The 24507-nt window shown below is 64.0% G+C and carries 21 protein-coding genes; 11 read left to right on the forward strand and 10 right to left on the reverse strand.

What is annotated here, in order from left to right; translation table 11 throughout:
• Window positions 1-641 precede the first annotated feature (641 nt).
• The 7 genes from ACP4XC_RS09580 to ACP4XC_RS09610 form a co-directional block, all read right to left on the reverse strand.
• The gene (locus ACP4XC_RS09580) at window positions 642-833 is read right to left on the reverse strand and encodes a hypothetical protein (protein ID WP_427174702.1); all 192 of its coding nucleotides are present in this window, start codon (window positions 831-833) and stop codon (window positions 642-644) included.
• A gap of 464 nt (window positions 834-1297) precedes the next feature.
• Window positions 1298-1516 carry a hypothetical protein gene (locus ACP4XC_RS09585; protein ID WP_427174703.1) on the reverse strand — a complete coding sequence of 73 codons (219 nt, stop codon included), beginning with the start codon at window positions 1514-1516 and terminating at the stop codon, window positions 1298-1300.
• A 380-nt stretch (window positions 1517-1896) separates the two neighbouring features.
• Window positions 1897-2367, reverse strand: coding sequence for a hypothetical protein (locus tag ACP4XC_RS09590; RefSeq protein WP_427174704.1), 471 nt, complete (start codon window positions 2365-2367; stop codon window positions 1897-1899).
• Window positions 2368-2667: 300 nt separating this feature from the next.
• Entirely contained in the window at window positions 2668-4845 is a 2178-nt protein-coding gene (locus tag ACP4XC_RS09595) for a beta strand repeat-containing protein (protein WP_427174705.1), read from the reverse strand.
• Window positions 4842-5351 (reverse strand): hypothetical protein, encoded by a 510-nt coding sequence (locus ACP4XC_RS09600; RefSeq protein WP_427174706.1) that lies wholly within the window; start codon window positions 5349-5351, stop codon window positions 4842-4844. Before ACP4XC_RS09600 ends, ACP4XC_RS09595 begins: the two co-directional genes overlap by 4 nt.
• A gap of 1 nt (window position 5352) precedes the next feature.
• Complete coding sequence (locus tag ACP4XC_RS09605) at window positions 5353-6489, reverse strand: hypothetical protein (RefSeq protein ID WP_427174707.1); 1137 nt, start codon at window positions 6487-6489, stop codon at window positions 5353-5355.
• An 81-nt stretch (window positions 6490-6570) separates the two neighbouring features.
• Entirely contained in the window at window positions 6571-7026 is a 456-nt protein-coding gene (locus ACP4XC_RS09610; protein ID WP_427174708.1) for a hypothetical protein, read from the reverse strand.
• A gap of 922 nt (window positions 7027-7948) precedes the next feature.
• Here ACP4XC_RS09610 and ACP4XC_RS09615 point away from each other — a divergent pair.
• Window positions 7949-8341, forward strand: a complete 393-nt coding sequence (locus tag ACP4XC_RS09615; protein ID WP_427174710.1) for a nuclear transport factor 2 family protein — start codon at window positions 7949-7951, stop codon at window positions 8339-8341.
• Between the two features lie 1380 nt (window positions 8342-9721).
• Window positions 9722-10396, forward strand: coding sequence for a SulP family inorganic anion transporter (locus ACP4XC_RS09620; protein WP_427175073.1), 675 nt, complete (start codon window positions 9722-9724; stop codon window positions 10394-10396).
• Between the two features lie 652 nt (window positions 10397-11048).
• Here ACP4XC_RS09620 and ACP4XC_RS09625 read toward each other — a convergent pair.
• Window positions 11049-11183, reverse strand: a complete 135-nt coding sequence (locus ACP4XC_RS09625; protein ID WP_427174711.1) for a hypothetical protein — start codon at window positions 11181-11183, stop codon at window positions 11049-11051.
• A gap of 1063 nt (window positions 11184-12246) precedes the next feature.
• Between ACP4XC_RS09625 and istA the strand changes: the two genes are divergently transcribed.
• The 3 genes from istA to ACP4XC_RS09640 all read left to right on the forward strand — a co-directional run bounded on the left by istA (window position 12247) and on the right by ACP4XC_RS09640 (window position 15521).
• Window positions 12247-13479 carry an IS21 family transposase gene (gene istA / locus ACP4XC_RS09630; protein WP_427170600.1) on the forward strand — a complete coding sequence of 411 codons (1233 nt, stop codon included), beginning with the start codon at window positions 12247-12249 and terminating at the stop codon, window positions 13477-13479.
• Entirely contained in the window at window positions 13476-14264 is a 789-nt protein-coding gene (istB, locus tag ACP4XC_RS09635; protein WP_427173932.1) for an IS21-like element helper ATPase IstB, read from the forward strand. Before istA ends, istB begins: the two co-directional genes overlap by 4 nt.
• A gap of 555 nt (window positions 14265-14819) precedes the next feature.
• Entirely contained in the window at window positions 14820-15521 is a 702-nt protein-coding gene (locus ACP4XC_RS09640; RefSeq protein ID WP_427175074.1) for an alpha/beta fold hydrolase, read from the forward strand.
• A gap of 511 nt (window positions 15522-16032) precedes the next feature.
• Here the strand turns inward: ACP4XC_RS09640 and ACP4XC_RS09645 are convergent.
• On the reverse strand, window positions 16033-16182 hold the full coding sequence (locus ACP4XC_RS09645) for a hypothetical protein (protein ID WP_427174712.1): 150 nt from the start codon (window positions 16180-16182) through the stop codon (window positions 16033-16035).
• A 334-nt stretch (window positions 16183-16516) separates the two neighbouring features.
• Complete coding sequence (locus tag ACP4XC_RS09650) at window positions 16517-17209, reverse strand: MFS transporter (protein ID WP_427175075.1); 693 nt, start codon at window positions 17207-17209, stop codon at window positions 16517-16519.
• Window positions 17210-17386: 177 nt separating this feature from the next.
• Between ACP4XC_RS09650 and ACP4XC_RS09655 the strand changes: the two genes are divergently transcribed.
• The 6 genes from ACP4XC_RS09655 (at window position 17387) to ACP4XC_RS09680 (ending at window position 24461) form a co-directional block, all read left to right on the forward strand.
• Window positions 17387-17974, forward strand: coding sequence for a site-specific integrase (locus ACP4XC_RS09655; RefSeq protein WP_427174713.1), 588 nt, complete (start codon window positions 17387-17389; stop codon window positions 17972-17974).
• 200 nt (window positions 17975-18174) lie between these two features.
• Complete coding sequence (locus ACP4XC_RS09660; RefSeq protein WP_427174714.1) at window positions 18175-19218, forward strand: LacI family DNA-binding transcriptional regulator; 1044 nt, start codon at window positions 18175-18177, stop codon at window positions 19216-19218.
• Entirely contained in the window at window positions 19215-20189 is a 975-nt protein-coding gene (locus ACP4XC_RS09665; protein ID WP_427174715.1) for an ABC transporter permease, read from the forward strand. Before ACP4XC_RS09660 ends, ACP4XC_RS09665 begins: the two co-directional genes overlap by 4 nt.
• A gap of 7 nt (window positions 20190-20196) precedes the next feature.
• Window positions 20197-21156: a carbohydrate ABC transporter permease gene (locus ACP4XC_RS09670; protein WP_427174716.1), complete on the forward strand. Its 960-nt coding sequence runs from the start codon at window positions 20197-20199 to the stop codon at window positions 21154-21156.
• A gap of 78 nt (window positions 21157-21234) precedes the next feature.
• Entirely contained in the window at window positions 21235-22842 is a 1608-nt protein-coding gene (locus ACP4XC_RS09675; RefSeq protein ID WP_427174717.1) for an ABC transporter substrate-binding protein, read from the forward strand.
• A 110-nt stretch (window positions 22843-22952) separates the two neighbouring features.
• A complete protein-coding gene (locus ACP4XC_RS09680; protein WP_427174718.1) occupies window positions 22953-24461 on the forward strand; it encodes a glycoside hydrolase family 32 protein in 1509 nt (502 codons plus the stop codon).
• Window positions 24462-24507 lie beyond the last annotated feature (46 nt).

Raw genomic sequence — 24507 nt, forward strand, 5'->3', positions numbered from 1 at the left:
CAACGGAACCTGGGCCCATGTCTTTTCCTGGTCTCCGGGCGCCAATATTGAATTTTGAGCCAATCTTGAGTCTTTTCATAGGCCCATCCTGAGCTTGAATGTGTATGGAGGAATTTCGCGGATAGGATCGGAGCGTTCCCCCACCGAAAGGCCCTCGTGGATTTCCTCCGCTATGTCACCTCGCTCGCAATCTTCCTGGGCGCATTGCTGATAGTCATGCTGTGCACTCATCTGGTCATACGGCGACATACGAGGAATAAAGCGGTGGCTTCGCCCCCCGAGGAATAGCAGCCATGCCCTACATTGACATCAATCCGAACCGCAAGGGCCCGAGATGGCGTTCCTACCTCATGCTGGCGGTCTTGGCCCTCGCCACCGCGGTGGTAGTCATCCTCGCCCTGTCGGGACCATAGACCCCCTGGACAGACGCGCCGCCGGACACCGGCGCGCCAGCCGGATTTTCCGGACGCCTGGCCGGAAATCCGCGCCGGTCAGTCAGTGCCGCCTCCACCTCGATGAGTGCACGCACATTCGATCTGGCGCAGCCCCCGGCATCTGACTTGGTCAGCCCGCGCCACCGACCAGGAAAGATGCCGCGTTCGTATGCGTGCTGCACTCGTGAGGACATCGCCCCAAGGACCTCACCGGTTCCCGTCCTGGATGCCCTCGGCACCAGCGTCGGCCTCCGCCAAGGCTGAGCTTCTCAGCCAGGCCAGGGCGTCCTCGCGCGAGGTGAAGAAACGGGTCGGTCGAGGGGGAGTGCGCTCTCCCACGAAGAAGTTCACGATCACCCGGTCCACCGGGGAAGCTCCGAGCAGCGCCACACGTGTCACCGGGCATTGTCGGCCAAGGACTTTTGCGGGCCTTGCAACTCAACCATGCGGGCGCGGCCATCTCCACCAACACCGGATAGGCCCTCCCACCACACAGTCGGTTCAACGCCGCCAGTGCGGCGAGTGCGTCCCGCTCTTCAATCACCGCGCCGCGGACCCAGCGCAAGCATATGATCCCGTCCGACAGCTTCACCGAGGCCTTGGAGCCGTCAATCACAACGTCATCATGATCCCCGACCATTCCTTCCCTCAATGGAGCTGACGGCAGCCCGCCATGCATAACGTATCCCAATCAGCGTTCAGGGAGGCAGCTTCCCAGCCAGCTCAAGGACACTTTGAACGAAGTGGATTCCGAATGGCAACGGTTCCGTCGATCTGCTTGGAATCCGCTGCTCTGGCCACGCTCAGGGCAGCTGGAGGGCTTCTCGCCGGATGGATCAGCCGCTCGCCCACAACGGCCCGGTTCAGGGATCCGCGCGTCGTGAACTGATCTCGGCGGCCGGGGTCCTGGTCCTGTCGGAGATATGAGCGGAGGCTGCGAGGTCGCGGATCTCGCTGACGCCGCCCACGGCGGCGGCGGTGTCCCGCAACGATTCCGAGACGGCCAGGACTTCCCCTGCGCCGTTGACAATGCGGATCCGCACGCCGTTTCCGGCTGCGACGAGTTCGAAGATTCCTGCCATGAGCTTATTCCTGTCATCCAGATGGTGCCGCTTAGAGCGGGGGAATCATGCCCTGACCTTCTCGCAAATCCCCCTGAGCGCAATCATAGTTGACATTTGTTGTCACGTTATCTTGATTTTTAGTCATATTGAGGATTGGAACGAGTCTCACACCAGGCGGCCAATCCCGCCCCACCATGGCATTTTCAAGGTTCGGTGTCCTCTGTATACGGGCTGCCGCGATTGTTGCACCGGAAATCCTGTGCGTCATCGATCGGCCGGGAGGCGGGGCTGTCGGCGCGTGAGCATCCGATCCGGTTGCTACTGCCGGGGGCGGCTCTTCGAGAGCTGAAATTCCTCCGGGATTATGCGCGCCTTGGGCCGTCTCCCGGCTGGCATTGTCATGAAAGGGAGTATGTCAGCGTGGCGTTGTAGGTGTCCGCAATTGTGTCGGGTGGCACGGAAACTATCAGGCTCGCTGTCCAGGTCGCGCTGTTGTTGCCGGAGACGCCCGTGGCTGTCTGAACGACCTTGGGTGCACGGAGATCGGTTGCAGAGGATGGCGTTACGGTCGCGGTTCCCGCGGTGGAGGCCTGCAGCGGTGCATAGGTGGCGCCTGCTGCGGAAAGAGACGTTCCGGTTGCCCTGCCCGTGAAGTCTGTGACCACGACCGAGGCGGTCCATCCGGCGGTGCCTGCGCGATTGTCCTTGACCGTTAAGCCGGGCAGGGCAGTCATCGTAGAGGTTCCCGGGGTGACCGTGCCGAGGACAACAGCCGTGGTTCCGGAACCGAGCTCAAGCGAACCGGACGGAACCACTACTGTGGCCACGGTGTCCGATGCGGAGGCCGACAGCGCGCTTCCCCCGGTCAAGGCCGCCGAGCAGAGAATAATAAACGCGGCGCTGCGTATTGTGCTTACGGACGGGCGGCCGTGCTGAAAGCAGTCTGGACCGGCACTCACGTTTCGTGGGACCGCATGACCGATTGCTTCATTAAATCCACGGCTCGTGGAGGCTGGACGCACGGCGACCGGCGTTGCCCGGGCAGTCATGGCCGGAGCCAGGCGGGCGAATAATCCCACGGCGATGCTCCTTTCTTCGTTGCCGCTTTTCGGCTCCTCACGTGTGGTTCGTCTCCCACGCGTCCTCGGACGGTGGCCGGGGTCGCCATCTCAGAACCCGGTTTTGATGCCGGAGGTGTAGGTGGCGGCGCCGAGGGGGTTGCCGGCGAGGTCGGTGAGGGGCGCGGTCCCTGACGGCGGTGTGTACGCGGGGTAGTCGGTGGCGCCGGTGCCGAGGGTTCCGGTGCCGTTTTTCGTGCCTCCGAGTTTGATGATCAGTGAATTTGTGGCCGGGTTCCAGCTGACGGTGCTCACGTTGGCGTTGACGCCGACGAAGACGACGGGTGTGGTGGTCGCGGCGTAGTTGGCGGTGGCCCCGAGCGATATGGTCCCGATGTTCAGCGTGCAGGTCTTGCTGGCCACCGCCAGGGTGTTAGCGGTGGCGCTGTGACTGAGTGTCACGGAGACGTCGTTGTTGGCGTTGAGTGTTTGGGGGCCGTTATTGGTCCAGGTGGAGCAGAACTTGCTGGCGTCCATGGCCTCGGAATACTGGATGGTCAGAGTGTCCCCGGCGTCGGCGGTGCCGGCCGTGCCGCCGTTCAAAAGTCTGACGGCGTTGGCGGTGGTGCTCAGCGTGGGGGGAACGACATCCTTGATGTTCGGACCCGGTGAGGTGTAGGTCGGACCGGTGTTTCCGGCGGCGTCGCGTGCGGCGGCCTTGAATGTGAGCGCGCCGTCGTTCAGGGAGCTCAGATCCGCTCCCAGGGTCCAGGCGCCGGTCCCTGATGCGGTGACGGTGCGGGAGACAGTATTGGCCGATCCCGGGTCGGTGACGGTGAGGGTCACGGACGAGCCGGCCTCGGCCGTGCCGTTGACGGGGAAGCTGGTGAGGTTTCCGCCGTAGACGTAGGTCTGCGGGGTCGTCAGCGTGGGGGCTGCGGGGGCGATGGTGTCCTTGGTGTCCGTGGCCGTGGCGGGCGTCCCATTGTTCCCGGCGGCATCTTTCGCTGTGGCCGTGTAGGTCAGGGTGCCCTGGTCGGGGCCGGCGAGGTTCAGGGTGGTGAAGGACCACGCGCCGGTGCCGGAGGCTGTTGTTACGGCGGTGACGGTGTGGGCGGGGACGGTGTCTGTGGCGGTGAGGGTGATGGTGGTTCCGGGCTCGGCGGTGCCGGTGACCGGGACGGCGGTGACGTTGGCGGTGTTGACGTACGCGGGGACGCTCAAGATCTGGATCGCAGGTGGAGTGGTGTCTTTGGTATCGGTTGCCGTGGTGGCGGGGCCGGTGTTGCCGGCGGGGTCCGTCGCCGTGGCCGAGTAGGTGATGGTTCCCTCGGCGAGGGCGGTCAGGTTCGGGCTGAGGGACCAGGAGCCGGCGGCGGAGGCGGTTGTGAGAGTTGTGACGGTGTGGGCGGAGCCGGCGTCCCGGATGGTCAGGGAGAGGGTTACGCCGGGTTCGGCGCTGCCTGTGACCGGGACCGCTGAGGCGTTGGCGGCGTTGACATACGCCGGAACGCTCAGAACCGGGACGGCCGGGGCCGCGGTGTCGATCTTCACGGTCTGGGTCTGAGTGGTGCTGGCATTGCCGGCGTTGTCGGTCGCGGAGTAGGACACGGTGTGGGTCCCGTCGCCGCTGACCGGGAACGCGGTCGTTGCCGCGTTGACGGTGACCGGGGTACCGGAGTCGATGGTGTAGGTGATGGAGGCGACGCCGGAGCCCGCGGGCCCGTCCTGGGCGCTGATGGTCACGGTGACGGGGCTGGTGTTGTTCCAGCCCGCCGTGTTGGGGGCAGGTGCGATCAAGGCGGTGGCTACGGGGGCGGTGGTGTCGTTGCTTACGCCGTCGCTGCGGGGACTTTCCGCCCCCTTCCAGAGCGCGATGGCCGGGGTGACGGTGTAGTACCAGATGCCGCCTTGAACGTTTTGTTCGGTGCAGGTCAGTCCCGTGACGGTCCCGGCGCAGCCGCCGGTGGCCGGGATTCCCGTGCCGCCGGTCGCCGTGTTGTACCGGGTCACCGTGTATCCGGTGGCGGGGTGTCCGGCGGCGGTGGAGCCTGCGGCCCACGAGATGGCCAGGGCGGTGCCGTTGGCGGTGACGGCCGGTTTGGTTCCGGGAGTGACGGTGTCCGCGGCAGCGGCCGCGTAGTTGGTGCTGCTCACCGATTCCCAGAAGGCGTAGGCGGCCGAGCCGGTGCCCAGCAGCACCAGGACCATCCCCATGATCCAGGGCAGCCGCGTGCGGCGCCGGGGGCCGCGGTTTGCTGTGGGCTTGGGCTGGGGTTCGTGGCTCATTTGCGGACCGCCATGGTGACTGGGAGGTGGAAGGTGGCGCCCTGGCAGGCCGAGTGTGAGGTTGGGTCCATGGCCGCTGTTCCGGGAAGGGTGAGCAGCGTTGTCGAGTTCGCCGGGACAGAGGTTGCCGGGGAGAGCGGGGAGCCAGTCCCGGCGAACGTGACACCGGTGGTGGTGCAGTCCGGGTGTGAGGTGTCCGCGGTGGCGGGACCATTGGGGGAGACGCTGTAGACCTGCACCGGGTAGGGGTTGGGGTTGGTGACCCGGAGAATGACATCCGCCGTTCCCCCGGGGATGAGTGCCGACTGCGGGTTATCACCGGAAACGAAGGCGTCCACGGTCACGGTCTGCATCGTGGCTGCGGTTGCGGAGCCGGTGCCGGTGCCGGTGCTGGTGAAGTAGGCGTAGGCGGCCCCGGCCCCGAGCGTGAGGGTGAGGGCGGCGGCCAGCGAGGCGGCTGTCAGGGGTCGGCGGCCGGCGCGGACCGTCGTTCCGGTGGTGGTCATCTCAGTTCCCCTGTCCTGATCCTGAGTACGTGAGCTGGAGGGTTGCGCCTTTGCAGCCGTCCTGGTTGGTGCCGGTCTCGAGCATCCCGACGCGGGGAAGGCCGGACGGTGCGACCCCGAGTCCGGAGAGGGAGCTGGTGCCGGGCGGCACGGTGAGCGGGTAGGGGCCGCTGTATTGGGTGAGGGTGTAATCCGCCACGGTGCAGGGCAGGTTCCGGCTGATGGCATCCGCGGTCCGGGTCACCCCTGCCAGGGAAACGGAGATGTTGGTCAGCGACAGGGGTTTGGTGTTGGGGTTGGTGATCTGCAGATCCAGACCCGCGGATGCACCGGGGGACAGGGAGCCGGGCGTGTTTCCCGAGAGCGTGAACTGCCTTTTCGTGGAGTCCAGGACCAGCTGGGTGTTCGCGTAGGCGTACTGCATCCTGCCGGCGGCGTCCGGTGCGGAGCCGACCAGGTAGAGGTTGTAGCTTCCATCCGGGGCGCCGGCCGTCGTGGCGATCTGCAGCGTGGCGGAGCCGCCGGTGACCGGGTTGGGGGAGAAGGACGCCGTCGCGCCGGCCGGCAATCCGCCCAGGACGCTGAGGGTGACCGGGCTGGCGAAGGTGTTCCGGGTCAGCGCCAGGGTGTAGGCGGCGGTGGCTCCGGGCGGGACGGTGACGGTGGCCGGTGCGGCGCTGAGGGAAAATGCTGTGGACATCTTGTAGTTCACGGTCAGACCGGCCGTGACGCTGCCGCTGACCTTGCCGCCCGTGCCGGTGATCGTCAGGGTTACGGCACCCGCGGGAGTGGTCGGGGCGGTGGTGATGGTCATGGCGGCCGTCGAGGTGCCGCCCGATCCCAGCGTGACCGCGGCCGGTGAGAACGTGGCGGCCGCGCCGGCGGGCAGCCCGGCGACGGCGAGTCCCACCGTGCCGGTGAAGCCGCCGGTGGACGTCACGGAAACCATGTATCCGGCCCCCTGGCCCTGCTGGACGGATTGGCTTGCTGGGGAGACTTGGACAGTGATGCCGGGTTTGGGGTTCTGAGTGGCCGCGTACAGCGCGCCGGAGGGGACCAGCATCACGACCAGCCCAATCAACAGTGCTTTGATGGCTGCCCGCAGGGACAGCCGCGGCTGCCCGGATCGGTTCTGCACCTCGTACCCCTTCGGCGTGTTCTGGATGGCGGCGAAACCGGGGGGACCGGGTGTTGAAGCCGGCCCCCCGGCCGTTCGGGCCTACTTGCTGGTGACGGTCAGGGTGATCGTCGCGTTCTTGCAGGGATCCTGATTGACGCTGGCGTTGTCGGTGAAGCTGAGCGTGCCGGTGCCGAGCGCCGTGGCCGTGGCGTTGGCGGCCACGGCGGTGTTGGTCGCCGGGGGCGTGGAGATGAACCATTCGGGGAGACAGCCCGGGTCACTGGTGGTCACCGTCGTGGCGAGCGATCCGACCATGGTGCTGGAGGAGTTCGGGTTATCCGCGGTGTAAGTCACGTCCTCCTGACCGCCCGGGGCAAGGCCCTGCGCGAAAGCCGCGTGCAGAACCACCGGGGCGGTGCCGGCTGAGGTGGTGGCGGACCCTGTGCCGGAGCCGGTGGTGCTCCAGTAGGCGTAGGCCGCTCCGCCGCCGACAGCCACCAGGGCCACGGATGCCGCCACTGCGGCCACTTTGCTCTTCTTCGACATTGTGCGCATGGAAAGACTCCTCGAGTTAATGAGACTGGAAACGCGTTCCCCCAGGATGGCCCCAGCCCTGCAGGCGCCGGTCGGTGGATCGATGACCCCAATATTTGCGGGAAAATACCGGCGCAACAACACGTGCCGGTACTCTAATTTCTCCGCCTTGGTAGAGCTCACTACTTGATTCTTCTTATCGATACTCACTTGATTAACGACTGGCAATTTAATTGACTTCTGTCACAGGGTCCCTGCAAGCCCGCTGCAGACACGTAAATCCGCTGGATGACATGCCGTCGCGTAGAGGTCTCCGTCTCCCGTTCGGCCAAAGCAAGTAGCCGTAGTGTCATGTCGGGACCGGCCGCCCGCGGTCGGGCAATATTTTCCCCGGGCGGCTTTCGGCCTTGCCGGCGGTCAGTAAGCGGTGACACTGGTTGAGCCCTGCCTGCTCAAATTGAGAGGCGCCCGGATGGCGGGCAGGCACCGGAAGCGCCGGCCTCGGTCGACGGGACGGCTTCCGCCAGTGGGCCGGGGCCGGTCCGAATCCAGGCTGAAGGGACCTTTGGCTCGGGCTCAATCCGTGCCCCGCAGGTCTGTTCCTTAGCAGTGGCTGCACCTGCGGGTGGCCGGCTTTGGGAGCGTGCGGACACGGATGAGGAATGCGTGGATACGGTTATTCCTTCGAGAGTTCCTTGGTGCGTCTTCCTTGCAGAGCTGGCGCCTGCCCTCGCGACCGAACTTATCGAATTACGCGCGGCCGGAGATGGTCTGTCGTCGCTGCCAGGCTGAGCGTGGCAGGACCACGGCGTGCGGTCTCTTCATTCGCGAACCGCGTCCGGGGTCCGGGTCCGGAGGTTTTTCCATCGACAGGGGGGCGGGGCCGGGAATAGCCTTATGCTGTCCGAGCATGACCGGAAAGGATGACAGAGAGGTGTCCGACATGGGAGCCACAGAAAACGCTGAACTGGTTCGGCGGGGGTATGAGGCCTTCAACGCGGGGGATCTGGAAACTCTTGGACTACTCTTCGCGGAGGACGCCGTCTGGTATGCCGCGGGAAGCGGTGTGCTGTCCGGGACGAAGCAGGGACGCGACGCCATCCTTGCCTATTTCGGCGAACTGGGAGCCCGTTCCCAGGGTTCCTTCCAAGCGGTCGTCCGGGACGTCGTCGGCGGAGAGGACCATACCGTGGGGATCCAGCAAAGCCGGGCCGAAAGCAACAGAAAGACCCTGGACCTGGCCACGGCCATCGTGTTCGTTGTCCGTGACGGAAAGGTCATCGAGGGCCGGGAGTTCTTCGAGGACACGGCCAAAGCGGACGAGTTCTGGGCCTAAGTTCCGGCATGACCCAGACCCGACAATAGTGGTGGGGGAATGTATCCGCGTCCACGGGCCTTCCATGAGTCAAATGCGATGCGTCCCATTGCATCGCCGCAGCGATCCGCTTGGCCTGTGACCGGGGGCGTTCGCCAACGTGGCTGGAGGGGAACACGACCTTCGTCGCTGCCGGGGATATCCCCCGTAGGGCCTGGCCCCAGTCTCAAAACTTTGGAACCGGCGGGGCGGTCACGATGAAAAGCCCCCGCGCGAGTTGGGGGCAACTCAAGCGCGAGGGCAATTCTTACGGTCAGCGGCTCCGCAAATGGGGGAATGCGGAGACGCCCCGTCCACCCTACTGACCTGAGACCGGGTTCGTCCAATCGGATCGGGAACGTACTTGGCGTGTGCCGTCCGCCAAGGCCGCGCCTCAGGTCGGCCGCCCGAGGGCCGGCGCGGGTGCCGCGTACGTGCGGGGCCGCTCCGCAATTGGGAAACCGTGGAGGTTGCTCCCAGACAATTGCGGACTCCACGGCACCTATGTGAACGGTTCCCGCCTGGGAGCAAGCCAGGTAATGGATCTTCCGTTAGTTTCGCGGGTTCCTACTGAGTGTTATCTGGTGGTACCAGTGGGGAGCGAGCTTCGCGCCCTTGAAGCTGTTGCCGCAGTTTCGGTTGCTGCAATGCGACGGGACGCCTCTGTGCTGCAGGTGGGGCTGCCACGGGCCGGTGCTTGATTGGGCCATCACCACGGCGGAGCCGCAGGTGCTGCATACGATGATGATAGGCATGACCTTGATTCCTCCTGTTGCTGCGCGCGTTCAGGGATCCCGCCTCCCTGCTCGGCAGTCCGGTGACGCTCTGGCCTCCCCCCGACGCAGGCCAGAGCGTCAGCACCCAGTGCGAGTCGTACGCCGTCCAGCAGCGCGGAGCGCTCCCGGCAAGAACGGCACAGGGAAGCGCCCGCCGGCTGCCCGCAGGTGTTGCAGTAGCAGTGTTCTCCACGTCCGGCGGGCCGGAGCCACCCCCTGAACTTCATGGTTCAACGTTCCCACCAGTATCAATATTTGACAACAGGAACAAAACCCACCGACAGTCAGGCACATGGAGTTGAACTCAACAGCTACACGCCTACACGCAGCCGGCGATCCACCGGCTGTCCGGCCCCTCCGGAAGTTGGCCGGGAGACGGTGACGGCCCCCTGACGGGCAAAATGCCTGGGATCACCCCGTTCCTCGTTCCGATGGACCTGGCAACCTTCCAGCTGATTTTGCGGACTGCGCTGAGCGTGGCATTCGTTGGCCTCATGGAAACCCTCCTCACCGCGAAACTCGTCGACGACATCACCGAAACCCCTCACACAAGGGCCGCGAGTCCTGGGCGCTCGGCGTCTCGAACATCCTCGCCGGGTTCTACGGCGGCATCGCCGGCTGCGCAATGATCGGCCAAACCGTCCTAAACGTGAAGACCGGCCAGGCCCGCACCCGCATTTCGACTCTCGTGACCGGGCGGCTTCTTCTGGCCTTGGTAACCGGGCTCAGCTCGACTATGGGACAGATCCCGATGGTCGCCCTCGCCGCGGTCATGATGGTCGTTGCTATCACCACCGTCGACTGGCACAGCGTAAAACCGTCCACCCTGAAAAGGATGCCGGTCCCGGAGACACTCGTGATGGGCATCACCGTCGCCGTTGTCGTCATAACCGGGAACCTCGCCTATGGCGTCCTCGTCGGTGTCATCCTCGCGATGGTGCTCTTCGCACGCCGAGTGGCCCACGTCATCACTGTCGACCGGACCCTGGCAGGCGCCGGCGAGAGCGTCCGCTATGAGGTGGTGGGGCCGCTGTTTTTCGGGAGCAGCAATGACCTCGTCGAGCAGTTCTCTTACGCCGACGACCCGACATCTGTGACCATCGATCTCAGTCGGGCCCAGATCTGGGACGCCTCAAGCGTTGCCGCCCTCGACTCCATGGAAACGAAATACCGCGACCATGGCGCAACGGTGACGATTGAAGGTCTCGATGAGCGCAGCACCGGCTTCCGCCGCCGCCTCACCGGTCATTTGGGCGTCTGATCAGGCCCAAGCCACGGATTCTCCCATGCCGTCGGCGGTACCATGAAGGTCGCCCGTTTGTGCCAGATCCCGGAGGCCTTCCCGATCCGGTGCGCCACGCAAGGCCTGCGTCATGGCAGGTTTCACACACGTCTGATAAAAGTACAGCTTTCCAAGACACTGACCCACGGCCGGATGAGCCGGCCGAGAGTGTGACTCGCAGCGATAAATGGCGGTCTTTTCGCAGCGCTATTTGTCACCCTTCAGCACGTACCGGGATCCCTCAACGGACACTTGGGCCGAGCAGTCTCCACGGCAACAGCTCGCAGATCATCGGCGACTGGGTCGCTTGTCCGAAGGCGATAGACCTGTGATGCTCAGGACGTGGAAGATGACAACTAGAGAGCACGCGCAAGCGCCGCCGGTTTCAACGCGACCGATTCCAGACATACAACCAATTTGTAGAAGCGTGTGCAGAACAACGACGCCGAAACAGGGAACCCTTCAACGAAGCGGCGGCAGCAGGTATCACTGAAACCTACGACCAACTAACTGGGAGGAGAACCGAGGACTCACGGTTATTCGAACTCGCTCTTTGGCACTTGACGGCGAGACCCGCGGATGGATTGCCCGGATGTGCGAGACGCGGGCAGCGGAACCATACTGGAGCGAATTAGAAGCCCTTTTCCGTGCCGCCCCTGAAGGCAGCGACGAGCGTGACGGTCTCGCGGCGGCGCTGCCCACCTGCGCTCGTTCCAAACATCTCAAGCAAATGATGGCCCTCGTAGAGGATCCTGAATTCGGCCAAGATCGCGCTTACTTTCTTAGGCCGATCAACCGGCTGGGCGAGACCGAGGCAAAGCGTTCGCTGCACAGTACGCGAACGATCCGACCCTCGGCCGCGAAGCGTCGGCAATTCTGCGAGGCTGGTCTCGCAACCAAGGCTAACGATGCCATCGGTCCGAACCAACACTGCCTGTAAGTCGGTTCCTGACTGCCCCTGGTCTTGTTGACGAGGTAACCAATCCCTGGGGCAGGGCAAGGAGTCGAGTAAACCCGGGGCAGTCCCGGATATGGATCGGATGATGGAATTTGATGCATCCTTGCCTGGTAGGAACATGGTGCCTTGGCCTGGACTTTGCCGCCCTGCTGTTCCTCGGAGGTGCTCGGAATCGGGCAAAAAGGAAGTGTGGACAATGTCCACACTTGGGGCTTCGGATCGGGTCGTATGTGGGGCGGACTGGCCCGGATTCCGCATGTTTCCGCGGGAGCCCAGTGTTCGCAAGGGCGGGAATGCAGTTCGAGTCCCACCTCGGGCACAGTGTTTCCGCAGGTCAGGGGCTTCTTGGTGCTATTTTCGTGTGGACAGTGTCCACACTCTCGCCTCTGATCTGATGTTCCGGGTGTGTGGGGCCCCAGATGAACCTATGTGGTTGTGTAGGGGAGCGGCTGCCTACGGCGGACCGGGTACCGCCCTGCGGGGCCTCTTCTTGGGGTTCATCCTCATTCGTCCTTCCGTTGGGTTTTCGCGTTCACTACTTCATGGTGGCCAGGGCCGGGTACAACATGATTTGCTGATTATTCTTTGGATCGACCAAGGGTTGCGGCCGGTCCGGAGTTTCCGCTCTGATGCCTGTTCATGCAGGATTGCAGGGGGAACGGCATGACATGGCCACTGATCCGGAGCTGATCATGAGCTCTCTGAGCCTGGTCAGTCGGTAGGAGGGGCCGGTCTCGAGGGCGATTTGCAGGAGCTGGTGGGCTTTGCTGCCATGGCTTTCCCAAAAGTTGGCCCGCCTGTCGGTGACGGTCGAAAAGTGAGCCATTCTGACGGTTGAAAACTGAGCCACCCGGTCCGAACGATTGGATGGGTGATCACAGTGGAAGATTGGGCACTGATACGGCGGTTGCATCTGGCCGAGGGTGAATCGATGAGGTCGATAGCGGCTCGGCTGGGTGTCTCGCGGAATACCATCGCGAAGGCGGTGGCGTCCGGGAGTCCGCCGAAGTATGAGCGGGCGGCCGGGGACTCCGCGATCCGGGCCATCGAGCCGAAGATCCGGGCGCTGTTGAAGGACAATCCCAGGATGCCGGCGACGGTGATCGCCGAGCGGGTGGGCTGGTCCGGTTCCCCGGCGTGGTTTCGGGAGAACGTGGCACGGATCCGCCCCGAGTACGCACCGGCGGATCCTGCCGACCGGATCAGTTACGAGCCCGGAGACCAGATCCAGTGCGACCTGGTGTTCCCGGAGGGAAGGATTCCCTGCGGGCCCGGCAGGGAGCGGGTGTTCCCCGTGCTCGTGATGGTCTGTTCACACTCGCGGTTCATCATGGCCCGGATGATTCCATCCCGCACTACCGGGGACCTGCTGGCGGGGATGTGGGAACTGCTGGAGGGCCTGGGCGCGGTGCCGCGGCGGCTGGTCTGGGACAACGAAACGGGCATCGGCCGCGGCCGCCGGCTTGCGGCCGGCGTCCCGGCGTTCGCCGGGGTCCTCGCGACCAGGATCGTGCAGCTCAAACCCTATGATCCGGAGAGCAAAGGCATCGTGGAGCGGGCCAACGGTTACCTGGAAACCTCCTTCCTGCCCGGCCGGACCTTCGCCTCCCCGGAGGATTTCAACGCCCAGCTCAGTGGATGGCTGCCCGGGGCGAACCGCCGGCTGGTCCGGAACACCGGAGGACGTCCTGCGGAGCTGATCGGCGCCGACCGGGCCGCGATGCTGGCGCTGCCGCCGGTGCCACCGCTGACGGGATTCTCCTCCCGGGTCCGTCTGCCCCGGGACTACTACGTCCGGGTCGCGTCCAACGACTACTCGGTGAACCCGCAGGCCATCGGACGTTTCGTGGAGGTCCATGCGGATCTGGAGACGGTGCGGATCAGTTTCGAGGGACGGGACGCCGGGATTCACCGGCGGTCCTGGGGCAGGGGCCAGACCATCACCGACCCGGCCCACGTCGAGGCGGCAAGGGTGCAACGGACAGCCTTCCAGAACGCCGCCGCGGCGCCGGAAGAATCCGGCCTGGACGCCGAGCTCCGCGATCTGGCCGACTACGACCGGGCGTTCGGTGTGGTCTTCGAAGACGGGCAGGTCCTCCCATGACCGGGGACAGGGAGATTTCCGGGCAGATCGAGTACTACGCCCGGGCCATGAAGGCACCGCGGATCCGCGAGTCAGCGGCCCGCCTGGCCGACCAGGCGCGCGAGGCCGGCTGGTCCCACGAGGAATACCTGGCCGCCGTGCTCTCCCGGGAAGTTGCGGCCAGGGAAGCCTCCGGCGCGGAAACCCGGGCCCGGGCTGCAGGATTCCCGGCCAGGAAGTCACTGGAGGACTTCAACTTCGACCACCAACCCGGGCTGAAACGGGAACTGATCGCCCACCTGGCGACCGGCGCGTTCCTGGCCGAGGCCTCCAACGTGGTGCTCCTGGGACCGCCAGGGACCGGGAAAACCCATCTGGCCACCGCGCTCGGCCTGCGGGCCACCCAGCTTGGCCACCGCGTCCTGTTCGCCACCGCAACAGGATGGGTGACCCGGCTGCAGGGCGCGCACCAGGCCGGCCGTCTGCCCTCAGAACTCATCCGGCTCCGGCGCTACGGTTTGATCATCGTCGACGAGGTCGGCTATATCCCGTTCGAACAGGACGCCGCGAACCTGTTCTTCCAGCTCGTGTCCTCACGCTATGAACATGCCTCGCTGATCCTGACCTCAAACCTGAGCTTCGCCCGCTGGGGCGATGTCTTCGGGGACCAGGTCGTCGCCTCCGCGATGATCGACCGCATCGTCCACCACGCTGAGGTCGTCACCCTCAAGGGCTCCAGTTACCGGCTCAGGAACCACCAGATCGAGTCCCTGCCCTCGACAAGACCGGAAAATACGGCAGAATAATTTCGTCAACGTGGCTCAGTTTTCACCCCACGAAACGGCTCACTTTTCGACCAGCACTGACACCGCCGCCGCAGCCATCATTTTTCCAGCATCGCGCACCCGGCTTCCGGGGATCCGGCGTTGCTGTCCTCGCTGTTTTACCGGCGGGGGCTGGCCACGCCACCTTGCCCTCAATCAGATCCGGACGATCCCTGCCGCCCCGGCGTCAACGCGTGCTGGGCGAGCAGGTCGACGACCCACACCGGATCTTTCCGATCGCCTGGCGGTCGCGGCGGTCGTTCGTGGATACGAGGGCATATCAGATGAGGAGTCCGGTAATGGTGTTGTTTGTACCCCCAGAAACCGCCCGCCCCCTTCACCGGCATTTTGCGGGCGGGTCTCACGGGAATGGACCGTCCCGGAAACTCGGCGATCGTGATCTGGAAACTCCTTGGGGGCGCCTTTCGCCGGTGGGAGACCGGCTTACGGGCCTCATCGCCTCGCCTGTGCGATCAACCGCTCTGCGATGATGACAGGGTGTACGTCAACGTGGACGAGGGCAGCGATCCGGTTCTAATGATTCACGCGGCCGGCGTGAGCGGATGGATGTGGAGACCCCTGCGCGAGCTGCTAGGGCCGACCATGAAAGCCATCGTCCCCGACCTCCCAGGATTCGGCCGAAGCGCAGCACAGCCGTACATCTCGCATGAAGACACAGTGGAACGACTCACCGGCGTCATCGAACGCCACGCCCCGCAGGGAGCCCACGTCGTCGGCTTCTCCATGGGAGCCCAGCTCGCGATCCTCCTCGCTTCCGAGCTACCCCACCTTGTGCGGGGCGTCGTCGTTGTCAGCGCTGAAACAAAACCCGCTCCCTTTCCCGGACCTACGCTCGCACTGCTCAGCCTGGCTGCCCCGCTCGCTCGGCATAGACGGTTTGCGGCGGCCCAAGCGCACCAGCTCGGTATCCCCAGGCACCTGTTGGACGACTACCTTCACGACAGCACCACAACCACTCGCGAAACCCTCCTGTCTAGCGTGAGCGAGAACATCCGATTCACGCTGCCCGCGACATGGAGCGACTATCAGGGAGCTGTCGACGTACTGGTTGGAGCGAACGAACGAAAACTTATGCACGAATCCGCCGAGCTGACCGCTTCGGCGCTTCCCGGCAGCACTCTCCGGACGGTGCAGGGCGCTGCGCACGACATCCCGTTCAGCCAACCGGGCATTATCGCGTCCACGCTTCACGGCCAGATCCTCGGATTCACCGCCTGACTACGCATCACCATTGACCATTCACGGACGGACTCAGGAGCGTTAAGGGTGACAAAAAGCTCCGCGAGAAAGCTGCCACTTACCGCCGCGATTCACATCCGGAGGCGTGTCGCTATTTTCAGCACGGACGGTCTCCGGTTCCGACTTGCCGCCGATCATAAGTACGGACGTCGTTGCGTCCTCGCTGGCCACAGCTGGGCACGCCGTCTGGAAGCGCAACAATCGTAGGGCCGGGGCATAGTCCACGCGAGTCAGGCCCTTCATTAAGGGGGTTCTCTTGTCGCCCCTGCTTCCTAATGCAAGGGGTATTACGATCTGCCCGGGAAAACTTCCATTATCGCCGGACGGGAGTTCCCGCATCCACTTCTATCCCCCAAGGGTTCCAAATGGACCTGATGTGCGGATGCAGGAGACTAGTGCCCGTCGGTCGCAACGATGGCGGCGGAGATGGGCCCTAAACGAGGTAGCGGCGGGAGCATGTTGCTCCCGCTGCCACTGCCTGGATTCGGAGTTAGTCGTTGTCTGTCGCTGAAGCGGATGCACGTTCAAATTCCGGAAGGGCTCCGGTCTCCTTGGCGGTACGTCGTTCCCGGCGCTTCAGGATCGGCGGCACAAACGCGACGAGGACCGCGATGACATATGCCGTGATCGAGAGGGACATTGCCCTGCGCAGCTGCGTTCGGCCGGGCCCAGGACCGCACCAATGATCAGGTTGGGGTGTACTTCGCCCAGATACCGAGGATCCGCCGCCCTCCGACTGTTCAGGGTGTCGAGAAGTCTCAAGGCGGCTGCCGACCCGCCTGTGCTTGTCTAAAGGATATCCAAGCTCATTGTTGGCCTTGGCCGGAAAGGGGATCACCCTCGACCGATCCTCGGTCGAGGGTGATCCCCTTAGTGCGGGGCGTTATTTGGTCAGCAGACCAACAGTGGCGTCGGAGAGTAGCCTCTAACGCTTATTGATGCTGTTCCAGAGAATCGGTCCGAGGAGAAGTCGCCTACGGCCTGGCACCCTTGGCCTGGATCCCGCCGTGTGCGGTCTCGGAGAGCAGGTGCTCCCCCTCCAGTACCTCGGGGTCGGCCGGAGCTACGGTGACACGCCCTGCCCGGCTGCCAGTCTCTGGGAGCGTGAAGTAGACGATGAGACTGAGGGCGACAATGGCGATCATGTAGACCGCGACGTACATGGGGTGTCCGGCGCCGACGAAGGCGGCGGCGATCAGTGGTGCGGTGCCACCGAAGACGGCGATCACAATCTGGTGCGCGAAGCCGATGCCGGACACCCGGACTGAGGCCGGAAACAGCTCTGCCTGGATTGTCGGGTAGACGGACTGCCAGATAGCGAGAACTACCCATCCGGATGCGGACACCAGGACGTAGACGCCGAAGCCGGGCTGGTTCAGCAGCAGGAGCAAGGGGTAGAAGAGCACGATCATGCCGATGGCGCCGATGATGGGGAAGATCTTGCGTCGGCCGAGTCGATCCGAGAGCGCGCCACAGACCGGGACGATGACGACGAGCAAGGCCAGTCCGATGACGCTCCCGGCCAGGGTGGAGGCCAGGTCCCGGCCGCTGGTCAGTTTGGCGTAGGTGGGGAGGAGGGTGGCCCAGGTGTAGTAGGCGACGGCCGGGGCAGAGAGCGCAGCTGCCTGCAGCAGAGCTTTCGGGTGTTCGCGGAGCAGGTCACGCAGGCGCGTCCATCCGCCGCCTCACCCGGAACCGGCGCAGCGTGCCTCTGGCGACCCGCTTTGATCCGTACGAGCGCATCACGAGTGAGCCGCAGCCGTTTCTGTTCCAGCGCACGATCGGGCAACGCACCGAGGTTATCCATCCTGGATCGTTGCGCGCAGAACTCGGCAAACTCAGCGATGCCCTGGCAGGAGCACCCCGAGCTGGCCGGATGCCGGTTTACCCCGCACGACTTCCGCCGCCTGTTTGCCACCGACCTCGTCAACCACGGCTTGCCGATCCACATCGGTGCAGCTCTCCTTGGGCACCTGGACGTGCAGACGACGCACGGCTACGTGACCGTCTTCCAGGAAGACGTCATCCGCCACTACCAGACCCACCTCGCCGGCCGTCGCGCCGCGCGGGCCGCCCGGGAATACCGGACCCCTTCCGCCACGGAATGGGCCGAATTCGAAGAGCACTTCGATAAGCGCAAAGTCGAACTCGGCAACTGCGGGCGGCCCTACGCCACCCCCTGCGAACACGAACACGCCTGCATCCGCTGCCCCCTGCTCCAGGTGGACCCTGGCACGATCGGCCGCCTCGACGAGATCAACACCGACCTCATCGCCCGACGCGAGCTCGCCCAAACAAGAGGCTGGCTCGGCGAGCTCGAAGGTATCGACCTCACCCTTCAATTCCTCCAGGACAAACGGGCCGACGCACACCGACTCGTCCGGCTCGGCCCAACCAGCCTCGGAATGCCAGAGGTTCGCAGTGAAAGCTGATCTTTGGGAATGCGCCGTCAGTGATTGGGCAAGCACGGCCTTCCGGCTGGGCAGCAGATCATCCGATTGCGTCTGGCTCTCTGTCGGCCCTGCCCGCGGGCGTTTATCCGCCCTGTTGACGGCCGGCGTGATGCACGATACAGTTCAGCAGAAGTTATACGCATAACCCACCAAAATTACCTTAGGCCCGAGGAGGTGCCATGGCTGGATCACGGCCTAAGTCAGGACCGACGATGCATGACGTCGCGGCTGCTGCCGGCGTTTCCCAGGCCACTGTGTCACTGGTGTTGAATTCGGCTTCCGGCTCGCGGTTCTCCGAGGACACCCGCCGGCGGGTGCGTGACGCCGTGGACCGGCTGGGGTACCGTACCAACGCTCATGCCAAGGTTCTCCGCGATGGCGTGGCTGGCATGATCGGTTTCATTGGCGACACCGTAGCGACAACTCCCTTTGCCGGGGCCATCATCGAAGGGGCGCAGCAGCGGGCCTGGGAAGACGGGCTCCTTCTCCTCGCAGTGAACACCGGTGGCGACAAGGACCTTGAGGCGGCTTCCTTGGACGCCATGCTTTCCTACAAAGTGGCCGGGGTGGTTTACGCCGCCATGTATCACCGGGAGCTGGACGTCCCGGAGGCCCTGGCGGGTGTGCGGTCGGTGGTGCTGAACTCCCAGGACCGGGCGGGGCGCCTCCCGAGCGTCGCCCCGGACGAGGTCAAGGGCGGCTATGCCGCAACGCGCCGGCTGCTCGACGCAGGGCACCGCCGGATAGGCCTGATCAACATCGAAACCCTCGAAAGCAGACTTCCCGCCGCCGTCGGCCGTTACGAGGGCTACACGATGGCCCTTGAGGAGGCGGGCCTGGACTTGGATTCGGAGGTGGTCCGCTTCGGCGGAGGTGGGGAGGAGGATGGCTACCGGTACGCGATGGAGCTGATGACGGCCGCCAAGCCGCCGACGGCTATTTTCTGTGCGAATGACCGCAGCGCCTGGGGCGCCTATCAGGCGGTGTCGGATCTGCGTCTGTCGATCCCCGGGGACGTTTCCATTGTGGGATTCGATAATCAGGCAACGCTGGCACCGTTCCTGCGGCCGGGCCTGACCACCTTTGAATTGCCGTTCGTCGCCATGGGCAGGCGTGCGGTTGAACTGATTCTTCAGGATGCTGAACCCGATGGCGGGGTAGAGCTGATGGAGTGCCCTTTGATTGAACGGAATTCAGTGACACATCCTAAGGAGATGCCATGAGCCGCACCATCCCGGCCCGACGCGGGCGTCCGTCGGCGGCACCGCTGCCGCAACGAAGGATTTCTTTTTCGCTTCGCCTGAAAAGGATTTCCCGAGCCTGGCAGTTATACGTATTACTAGCTCCGGCACTCATCTACATCGGTGTTTTCAAGTACTGGCCGATGTATGGCGTGCAGATCGCCTTCAAGAACTACAACCCTGCCGACGGGTTCACAGACAGCCCCTGGGTGGGCCTGACGCACTTCATCAGGTTCGTGAACTCGTACCAGTTCGGCCAGATCCTCGGAAATACCCTGTGGATTGCGGTCTTGGGCCTTCTGGTGGCTTTTCCGATCCCGATCGTCCTGGCGTTGCTGGTCAATCAGCTCCAGAACGAGCGGTTCAAGAAGTTCACCCAGACGGTGCTGTATTCGCCCGCGTTCATTTCCACCGTGGTGGTGGTGGGCATCATGTTCGTCGTGCTGTCCCCGAGGTCGGGCCTGGTGAACAACGCGATCCAGCTGGCCGGCGGTGAGCCGGTCTTCTTTATGGGATCGGCGGAATGGTTCCGTCCCATTTACGTCATCTCGGATGTGTGGCAGAACGCCGGATTCTCGATGATCGTGTATCTGGCCGCCCTGGCGGCCATCGATCCGGCGCTGCATGACGCGGCCAAAGTCGACGGCGCCTCGAAGCTCCAGCGCATCCGGCATATCGATTTGCCCGGCATCATGCCGGTGGTAACGATCCTGTTCATCCTCGCCATCGGCAACCTGCTCAACGTCGGATTCGAGAAGGCGCTGCTGATGCAGACGCCGCTGAACCTCTCGAGCTCGGAGATCATCCAGACCTACGTCTACCACGCGGGTCTGCAGCAGGCCCAGTTCAGCTATTCGGCCGCCATCGGCCTGTTCAACTCCGTCCTCAACCTGGCGCTCCTGCTCTTCTTCAACACGGTGGCGCGCCGGGCCAACCAAGCGACCCTGTGGTGATGCCGAGATGTCCCTAAGAACCAGCCCCATCAACATCGATACCCCTACCAGGGCTGTCAGCCCTCGCAGGCCAAAACCCACGCTGCGGGAGAAGTACGGTGACCGCGCCTTCAACATCACCGCCACAGCCATCCTGCTGCTGTCCATCCTTGCCGTGGTCTACCCCCTCTACTTCATCGTCATCGCGTCCGTCAGCGACCCGAACGCGATCTACGAGGGCAAGGTCTGGCTCTTTCCTTCCGGCGTGACGCTTGAGGGATACCAGCGGATTTTCGCGGACAGCCGGATCTGGAACGGTCTGGGCAACACCCTCATTTACACCGTCCTGGGGACTGCGATCAGTGTCACCACGATCCTTTGCGGAGCCTACGCACTGTCCCGCAAGGACATGCCGGGCCGGAAAATCCTGATGCTCCTGTTCGTCATCACCATGTTCTTCGACGGCGGACTCATCACCAAGTACCTGGTCGTCCGCGACCTGGGCATGCTCAACAGCGTCTGGGCCGTTGTCCTTCCCGGCGCGGTCGGGGTCTGGAACCTGATCATCGCCCGGTCCTTCTTCGAACACACCATCCCGAACGAACTGCGCGAAGCCGCCCAGATGGACGGCGCCACGGACTTCAAGTTCTTCTTCAAGATGGTCCTGCCGCTGTCCAAACCCCTGATCATGCTCATGATCATGATCCACGTCGTGGCCCAGTGGAACTCGTTCTTCGACGCCCTGATCTTCCTGAACGACGACTCCAAATACCCGCTGCAGCTCGTCCTGCGCAACATCCTCATCCAATCCGATGTTTCATCCACCGGCACCACCGGAGGAGACATCCAGTCCTACGCCGCAGCGCAAAGGATCGCAGAGCTCACCAAATACGCCATGATCGTCGTCTCGAGCCTGCCACTGATGATTGCCCTGCCATTCATGCAGAAGCACTTCACCAAGGGCGCCATGATCGGCGCCGTCAAATAGGGACCCTCCCCGTGCACCACCCGTCCCCGAGCATTTCGCATAGGGGCGGCTAAACCACACCTCAGAATAGGAATGACCATGGCAATCAGCCGCAAATACGCCGTCCTTGGCGCCCTCTTGGCCGGAACGATGACCTTCACCGCCTGTTCCGGCGGAAAGTCCGGCTCCCCGGAAACTAAAGACGCATCCGCTGACTTCGGATTCCAGGCAACAGGCTTCCCGATCGTCAGCAAGCAGCTGACCCTGAAGTTCTCCGGAACCAAGACGGCACTGGCGCCGGACTACAACACCATGACCGTGGTGAAGAACTGGGAAAAGGACACCAACGTCCATATCGACTGGCAGAACCTGCCCGAGACCGTGTTCAAGGAAAAGAAGAACCTCATCCTGGCCAGCGGTGACCTGCCCGATGCGTTCTTCAACACGGGCCTGACGGATGCCGAAATCGCGACGTACTCCGCCAGCGGCACCTTGATCCCGTTGGAGAACCTGATTGAGAAGAACGCGCCCAACCTCTCCAAGCTGCTCGCGGCCCGTCCCGACATCAAGGCAGCCATCACCTCCTCGGACGGGCACATCTACTCCCTTCCCTCCATTGAGGAGCTCGGCCTCGTCCAGTTCCCCAACGAAATAGCCATCAACACCGCATGGCTGAAAAAGCTCAACATCCCCATGCCCAAGACCATCGCTGAATTCCACGACGCCCTGCTGGCGTTCAAAACCCAGGACGCCTCCGGAACCGGCAAGACCATCCCGCTGAGCTTCATGCCCGGTTCCTGGTGCGGAGACATCGTGGACCTGATCGCCGCCCTCGGCGGAGTGCCGGACAACATGGACCACCGCATCGTCCAGGACAACAAAGTCATCTTCACCCCCACCCAGGACGGCTACAAGAAAGCCATCCAGACCCTGCACCAGTGGTACCAGGAAGGCCTGATCGATCCGGAATCCTTCTCCCAGGACGACAAGGCCTACCTCGCCAAGGGCAAGGCCGCCACGGAAAACCTCGGCTCCTTCGCCTGGTGGGAAGTCCCCGAAATGGTCGGCGCCGACCGCGCCAACGACTACGCCCTCGTGCCCGTGCTCCAGGGCGTGGACGGCAAGCGCATCGCCAGTCAGTCCAACAACCAGGAAATCGCCCGAGGCGCCTTCGCCATCACCCGGGCCGACAAATACCCCGCCGCGACCATGCGCTGGGCCGACAACCTCTACGACCCCATCCAGTCCGCCCAGGCCAACTGGGGACCGATCGGCGAAACCCTTCAAAAGGACGCCAACGGGCTGCTGACCCAGATCCCCGCCCCGGCCGGAACCAGCGAAGGCGAACGCCGGCAGAAGGTCGCCCCCGGCGGACCGAAGGCCAACACCGCGGAGAACTTCAAGACCGTCGTCGCTCCCGAACCGCGCGCCGCGGAACGCCAGAAAACGGTCAACGAAAACTACAAGCCCTTCGCCGGCAACGACGGCTACCCCTCGATGGCCCTGTCCACCGAGGAACTCCAGCAGATCACCAGCATCGAGACCGACACCGGCTCCCTGGTCAAGCAGAACATCGCCAAGTGGATCGTCTCCGGAGGCATCGAGCAGGAATGGGACGGTTACGTCACCCAGCTCAAGAACATTGGGGCGGACAAAATGATCGAGGTCTACCAGCAGGCCTACGACCGCTACAAGAAGAACTCCTAGCCACCGACACCGCGGGGCAGGCCGGACACCATACCGGCCTGCCCCGCGGCCCGGGACCCCGCACCGGGAAATTCCCGCACGCACCAGCACAGAAACGAGATCCGACCCTCATGACTGCCGTGACCGCCACGACGGCCGACACTTTCCGGCCTGCCCTGCACTACGCAGCCCGGAATACCTGGCTCAACGATCCCAACGGCCTGATCCACCATGAGGGCGTCTACCACCTCTACTACCAGACCAACCCGCTGGACAACGTCTGGGGAAACATGTCCTGGGGGCACGCCACCTCCACGGACCTTCTAACCTGGACCGAGCACCCCGTCGCCATCGCCTGCGACGAGGAAGAAGACATTTTCTCCGGCAGCATCGTCTTCGACCGTTACAACACCAGCGGATTCGGCACCGGATCAACCGCCCCGCTGGTCGCCGTCTACACCAGCGCCTACAAGACAGCTTCCGCACACCACGGCATCCAGGCCCAGTCCCTGGCCTACAGCCAGGACGGCGGTTACACCTGGACCAAACACCCCGGTAATCCCGTGCTGAACCGCGCATCAGCCGACTTCCGCGACCCAAAGGTCTTCCGCTACGAATCCGACGCCGGGAGCTACTGGGTGATGGTGGCCGTGGAAGCCCAGGACTTCGAAGTCGTGTTCTACAAATCCCACGACCTCAAGAACTGGGAACTGCTGAGCAGCTTCGGCCCCGCGAACGCGACCGGCGGCGTGTGGGAATGCCCGGACCTCTTCCCGCTGCCGGTCGACGGTGACCCGGAAAATCTCAAATGGGTCCTGACCGTAAACCTCAATCCCGGCGGACCCAACAAAGGCTCGGCCGGACAGTACTTCGTCGGAGACTTCGACGGGACCACGTTCACCTCAGCCACCACAGTCACCGACGGCCTGCAGGACCCGGACAGACTCGGCGAGTACCAATGGCTCGACTGGGGCCGCGACTACTACGCCGCCGTTTCCTTCAGCGACGCTCCCGACGGCCGACGGCTCATGATCGGCTGGATGAACAACTGGCAGTACGCCAACGAGATACCGACCTCGCCGTGGCGCAGCCCCATGTCACTGGTCCGGGACGTGTCCCTGAACAGCGTGGAGGGGAACTGGCATCTAGTGCAGCAGGCCGCAGGGGATCTGGCCCCACTTGTTGGGCAGACCCCGTCATTCAGCCTCGCGGCAGTTGAGATATCTCCCGGCCAGCACGCCCTAGACGGGGCAGCCGGAAGCGTCCAACGCATCGAGCTCACCCTTACACCCGGAACCGCCGAGGAATTCGGGCTGGTAGTCCGCGGCGATGGAACCCAGGGAACCCGCATCGGCATCCGTCCCACGGAAGCTCTCATCCTCGTCGACCGCAGGGAATCCGGGCAAACAGACTTCCACGAATCCTTCGCCTCACGCGACACCGCCCCGATCCGGGCGACGGACGGTTCCTACGAACTCACCATCTACGTGGACCGATGCTCCGTCGAGATTTTCGCCCAGGGAGGCCAGGTCACCCTGACCGAATTGATCTTCCCGGCCGCCACCAGCACCGAGGTCTCGCTCTACGCCACCGGGGGCACAGCAACCCTAGATAGTCTGAGTGTCACCCGATACGCATAACGGTCCCGAGCCTGCCGTGGAAGCGGCAACGGCCGCCGCGGCCTGA

This window comes from Arthrobacter sp. 92, assembly GCF_050260325.1.
Lineage (GTDB): Bacteria > Actinomycetota > Actinomycetes > Actinomycetales > Micrococcaceae > Arthrobacter.

Excerpts from the sequence above, each read along its gene's own strand:
- ACP4XC_RS09585 (WP_427174703.1), bottom strand. The coding sequence starts at position 1,516 with ATGGCAGGAATCTTCGAACTCGTCGCAGCCGGAAACGGCGTGCGGATC.
- ACP4XC_RS09595 (WP_427174705.1), bottom strand. The coding sequence starts at position 4,845 with ATGAGCCACGAACCCCAGCCCAAGCCCACAGCAAACCGCGGCCCCCGG.
- ACP4XC_RS09600 (WP_427174706.1), bottom strand. The coding sequence starts at position 5,351 with ATGACCACCACCGGAACGACGGTCCGCGCCGGCCGCCGACCCCTGACA.
- ACP4XC_RS09610 (WP_427174708.1), bottom strand. The coding sequence starts at position 7,026 with ATGCGCACAATGTCGAAGAAGAGCAAAGTGGCCGCAGTGGCGGCATCC.
- ACP4XC_RS09615 (WP_427174710.1), top strand. The coding sequence starts at position 7,949 with ATGGGAGCCACAGAAAACGCTGAACTGGTTCGGCGGGGGTATGAGGCC.
- istB (WP_427173932.1), top strand. The coding sequence starts at position 13,476 with ATGACCGGGGACAGGGAGATTTCCGGGCAGATCGAGTACTACGCCCGG.
- ACP4XC_RS09640 (WP_427175074.1), top strand. The coding sequence starts at position 14,820 with ATGATTCACGCGGCCGGCGTGAGCGGATGGATGTGGAGACCCCTGCGC.
- ACP4XC_RS09645 (WP_427174712.1), bottom strand. The coding sequence starts at position 16,182 with ATGTCCCTCTCGATCACGGCATATGTCATCGCGGTCCTCGTCGCGTTT.
- ACP4XC_RS09655 (WP_427174713.1), top strand. The coding sequence starts at position 17,387 with ATGCCCTGGCAGGAGCACCCCGAGCTGGCCGGATGCCGGTTTACCCCG.
- ACP4XC_RS09660 (WP_427174714.1), top strand. The coding sequence starts at position 18,175 with ATGGCTGGATCACGGCCTAAGTCAGGACCGACGATGCATGACGTCGCG.
- ACP4XC_RS09665 (WP_427174715.1), top strand. The coding sequence starts at position 19,215 with ATGAGCCGCACCATCCCGGCCCGACGCGGGCGTCCGTCGGCGGCACCG.
- ACP4XC_RS09670 (WP_427174716.1), top strand. The coding sequence starts at position 20,197 with ATGTCCCTAAGAACCAGCCCCATCAACATCGATACCCCTACCAGGGCT.
- ACP4XC_RS09675 (WP_427174717.1), top strand. The coding sequence starts at position 21,235 with ATGGCAATCAGCCGCAAATACGCCGTCCTTGGCGCCCTCTTGGCCGGA.
- ACP4XC_RS09680 (WP_427174718.1), top strand. The coding sequence starts at position 22,953 with ATGACTGCCGTGACCGCCACGACGGCCGACACTTTCCGGCCTGCCCTG.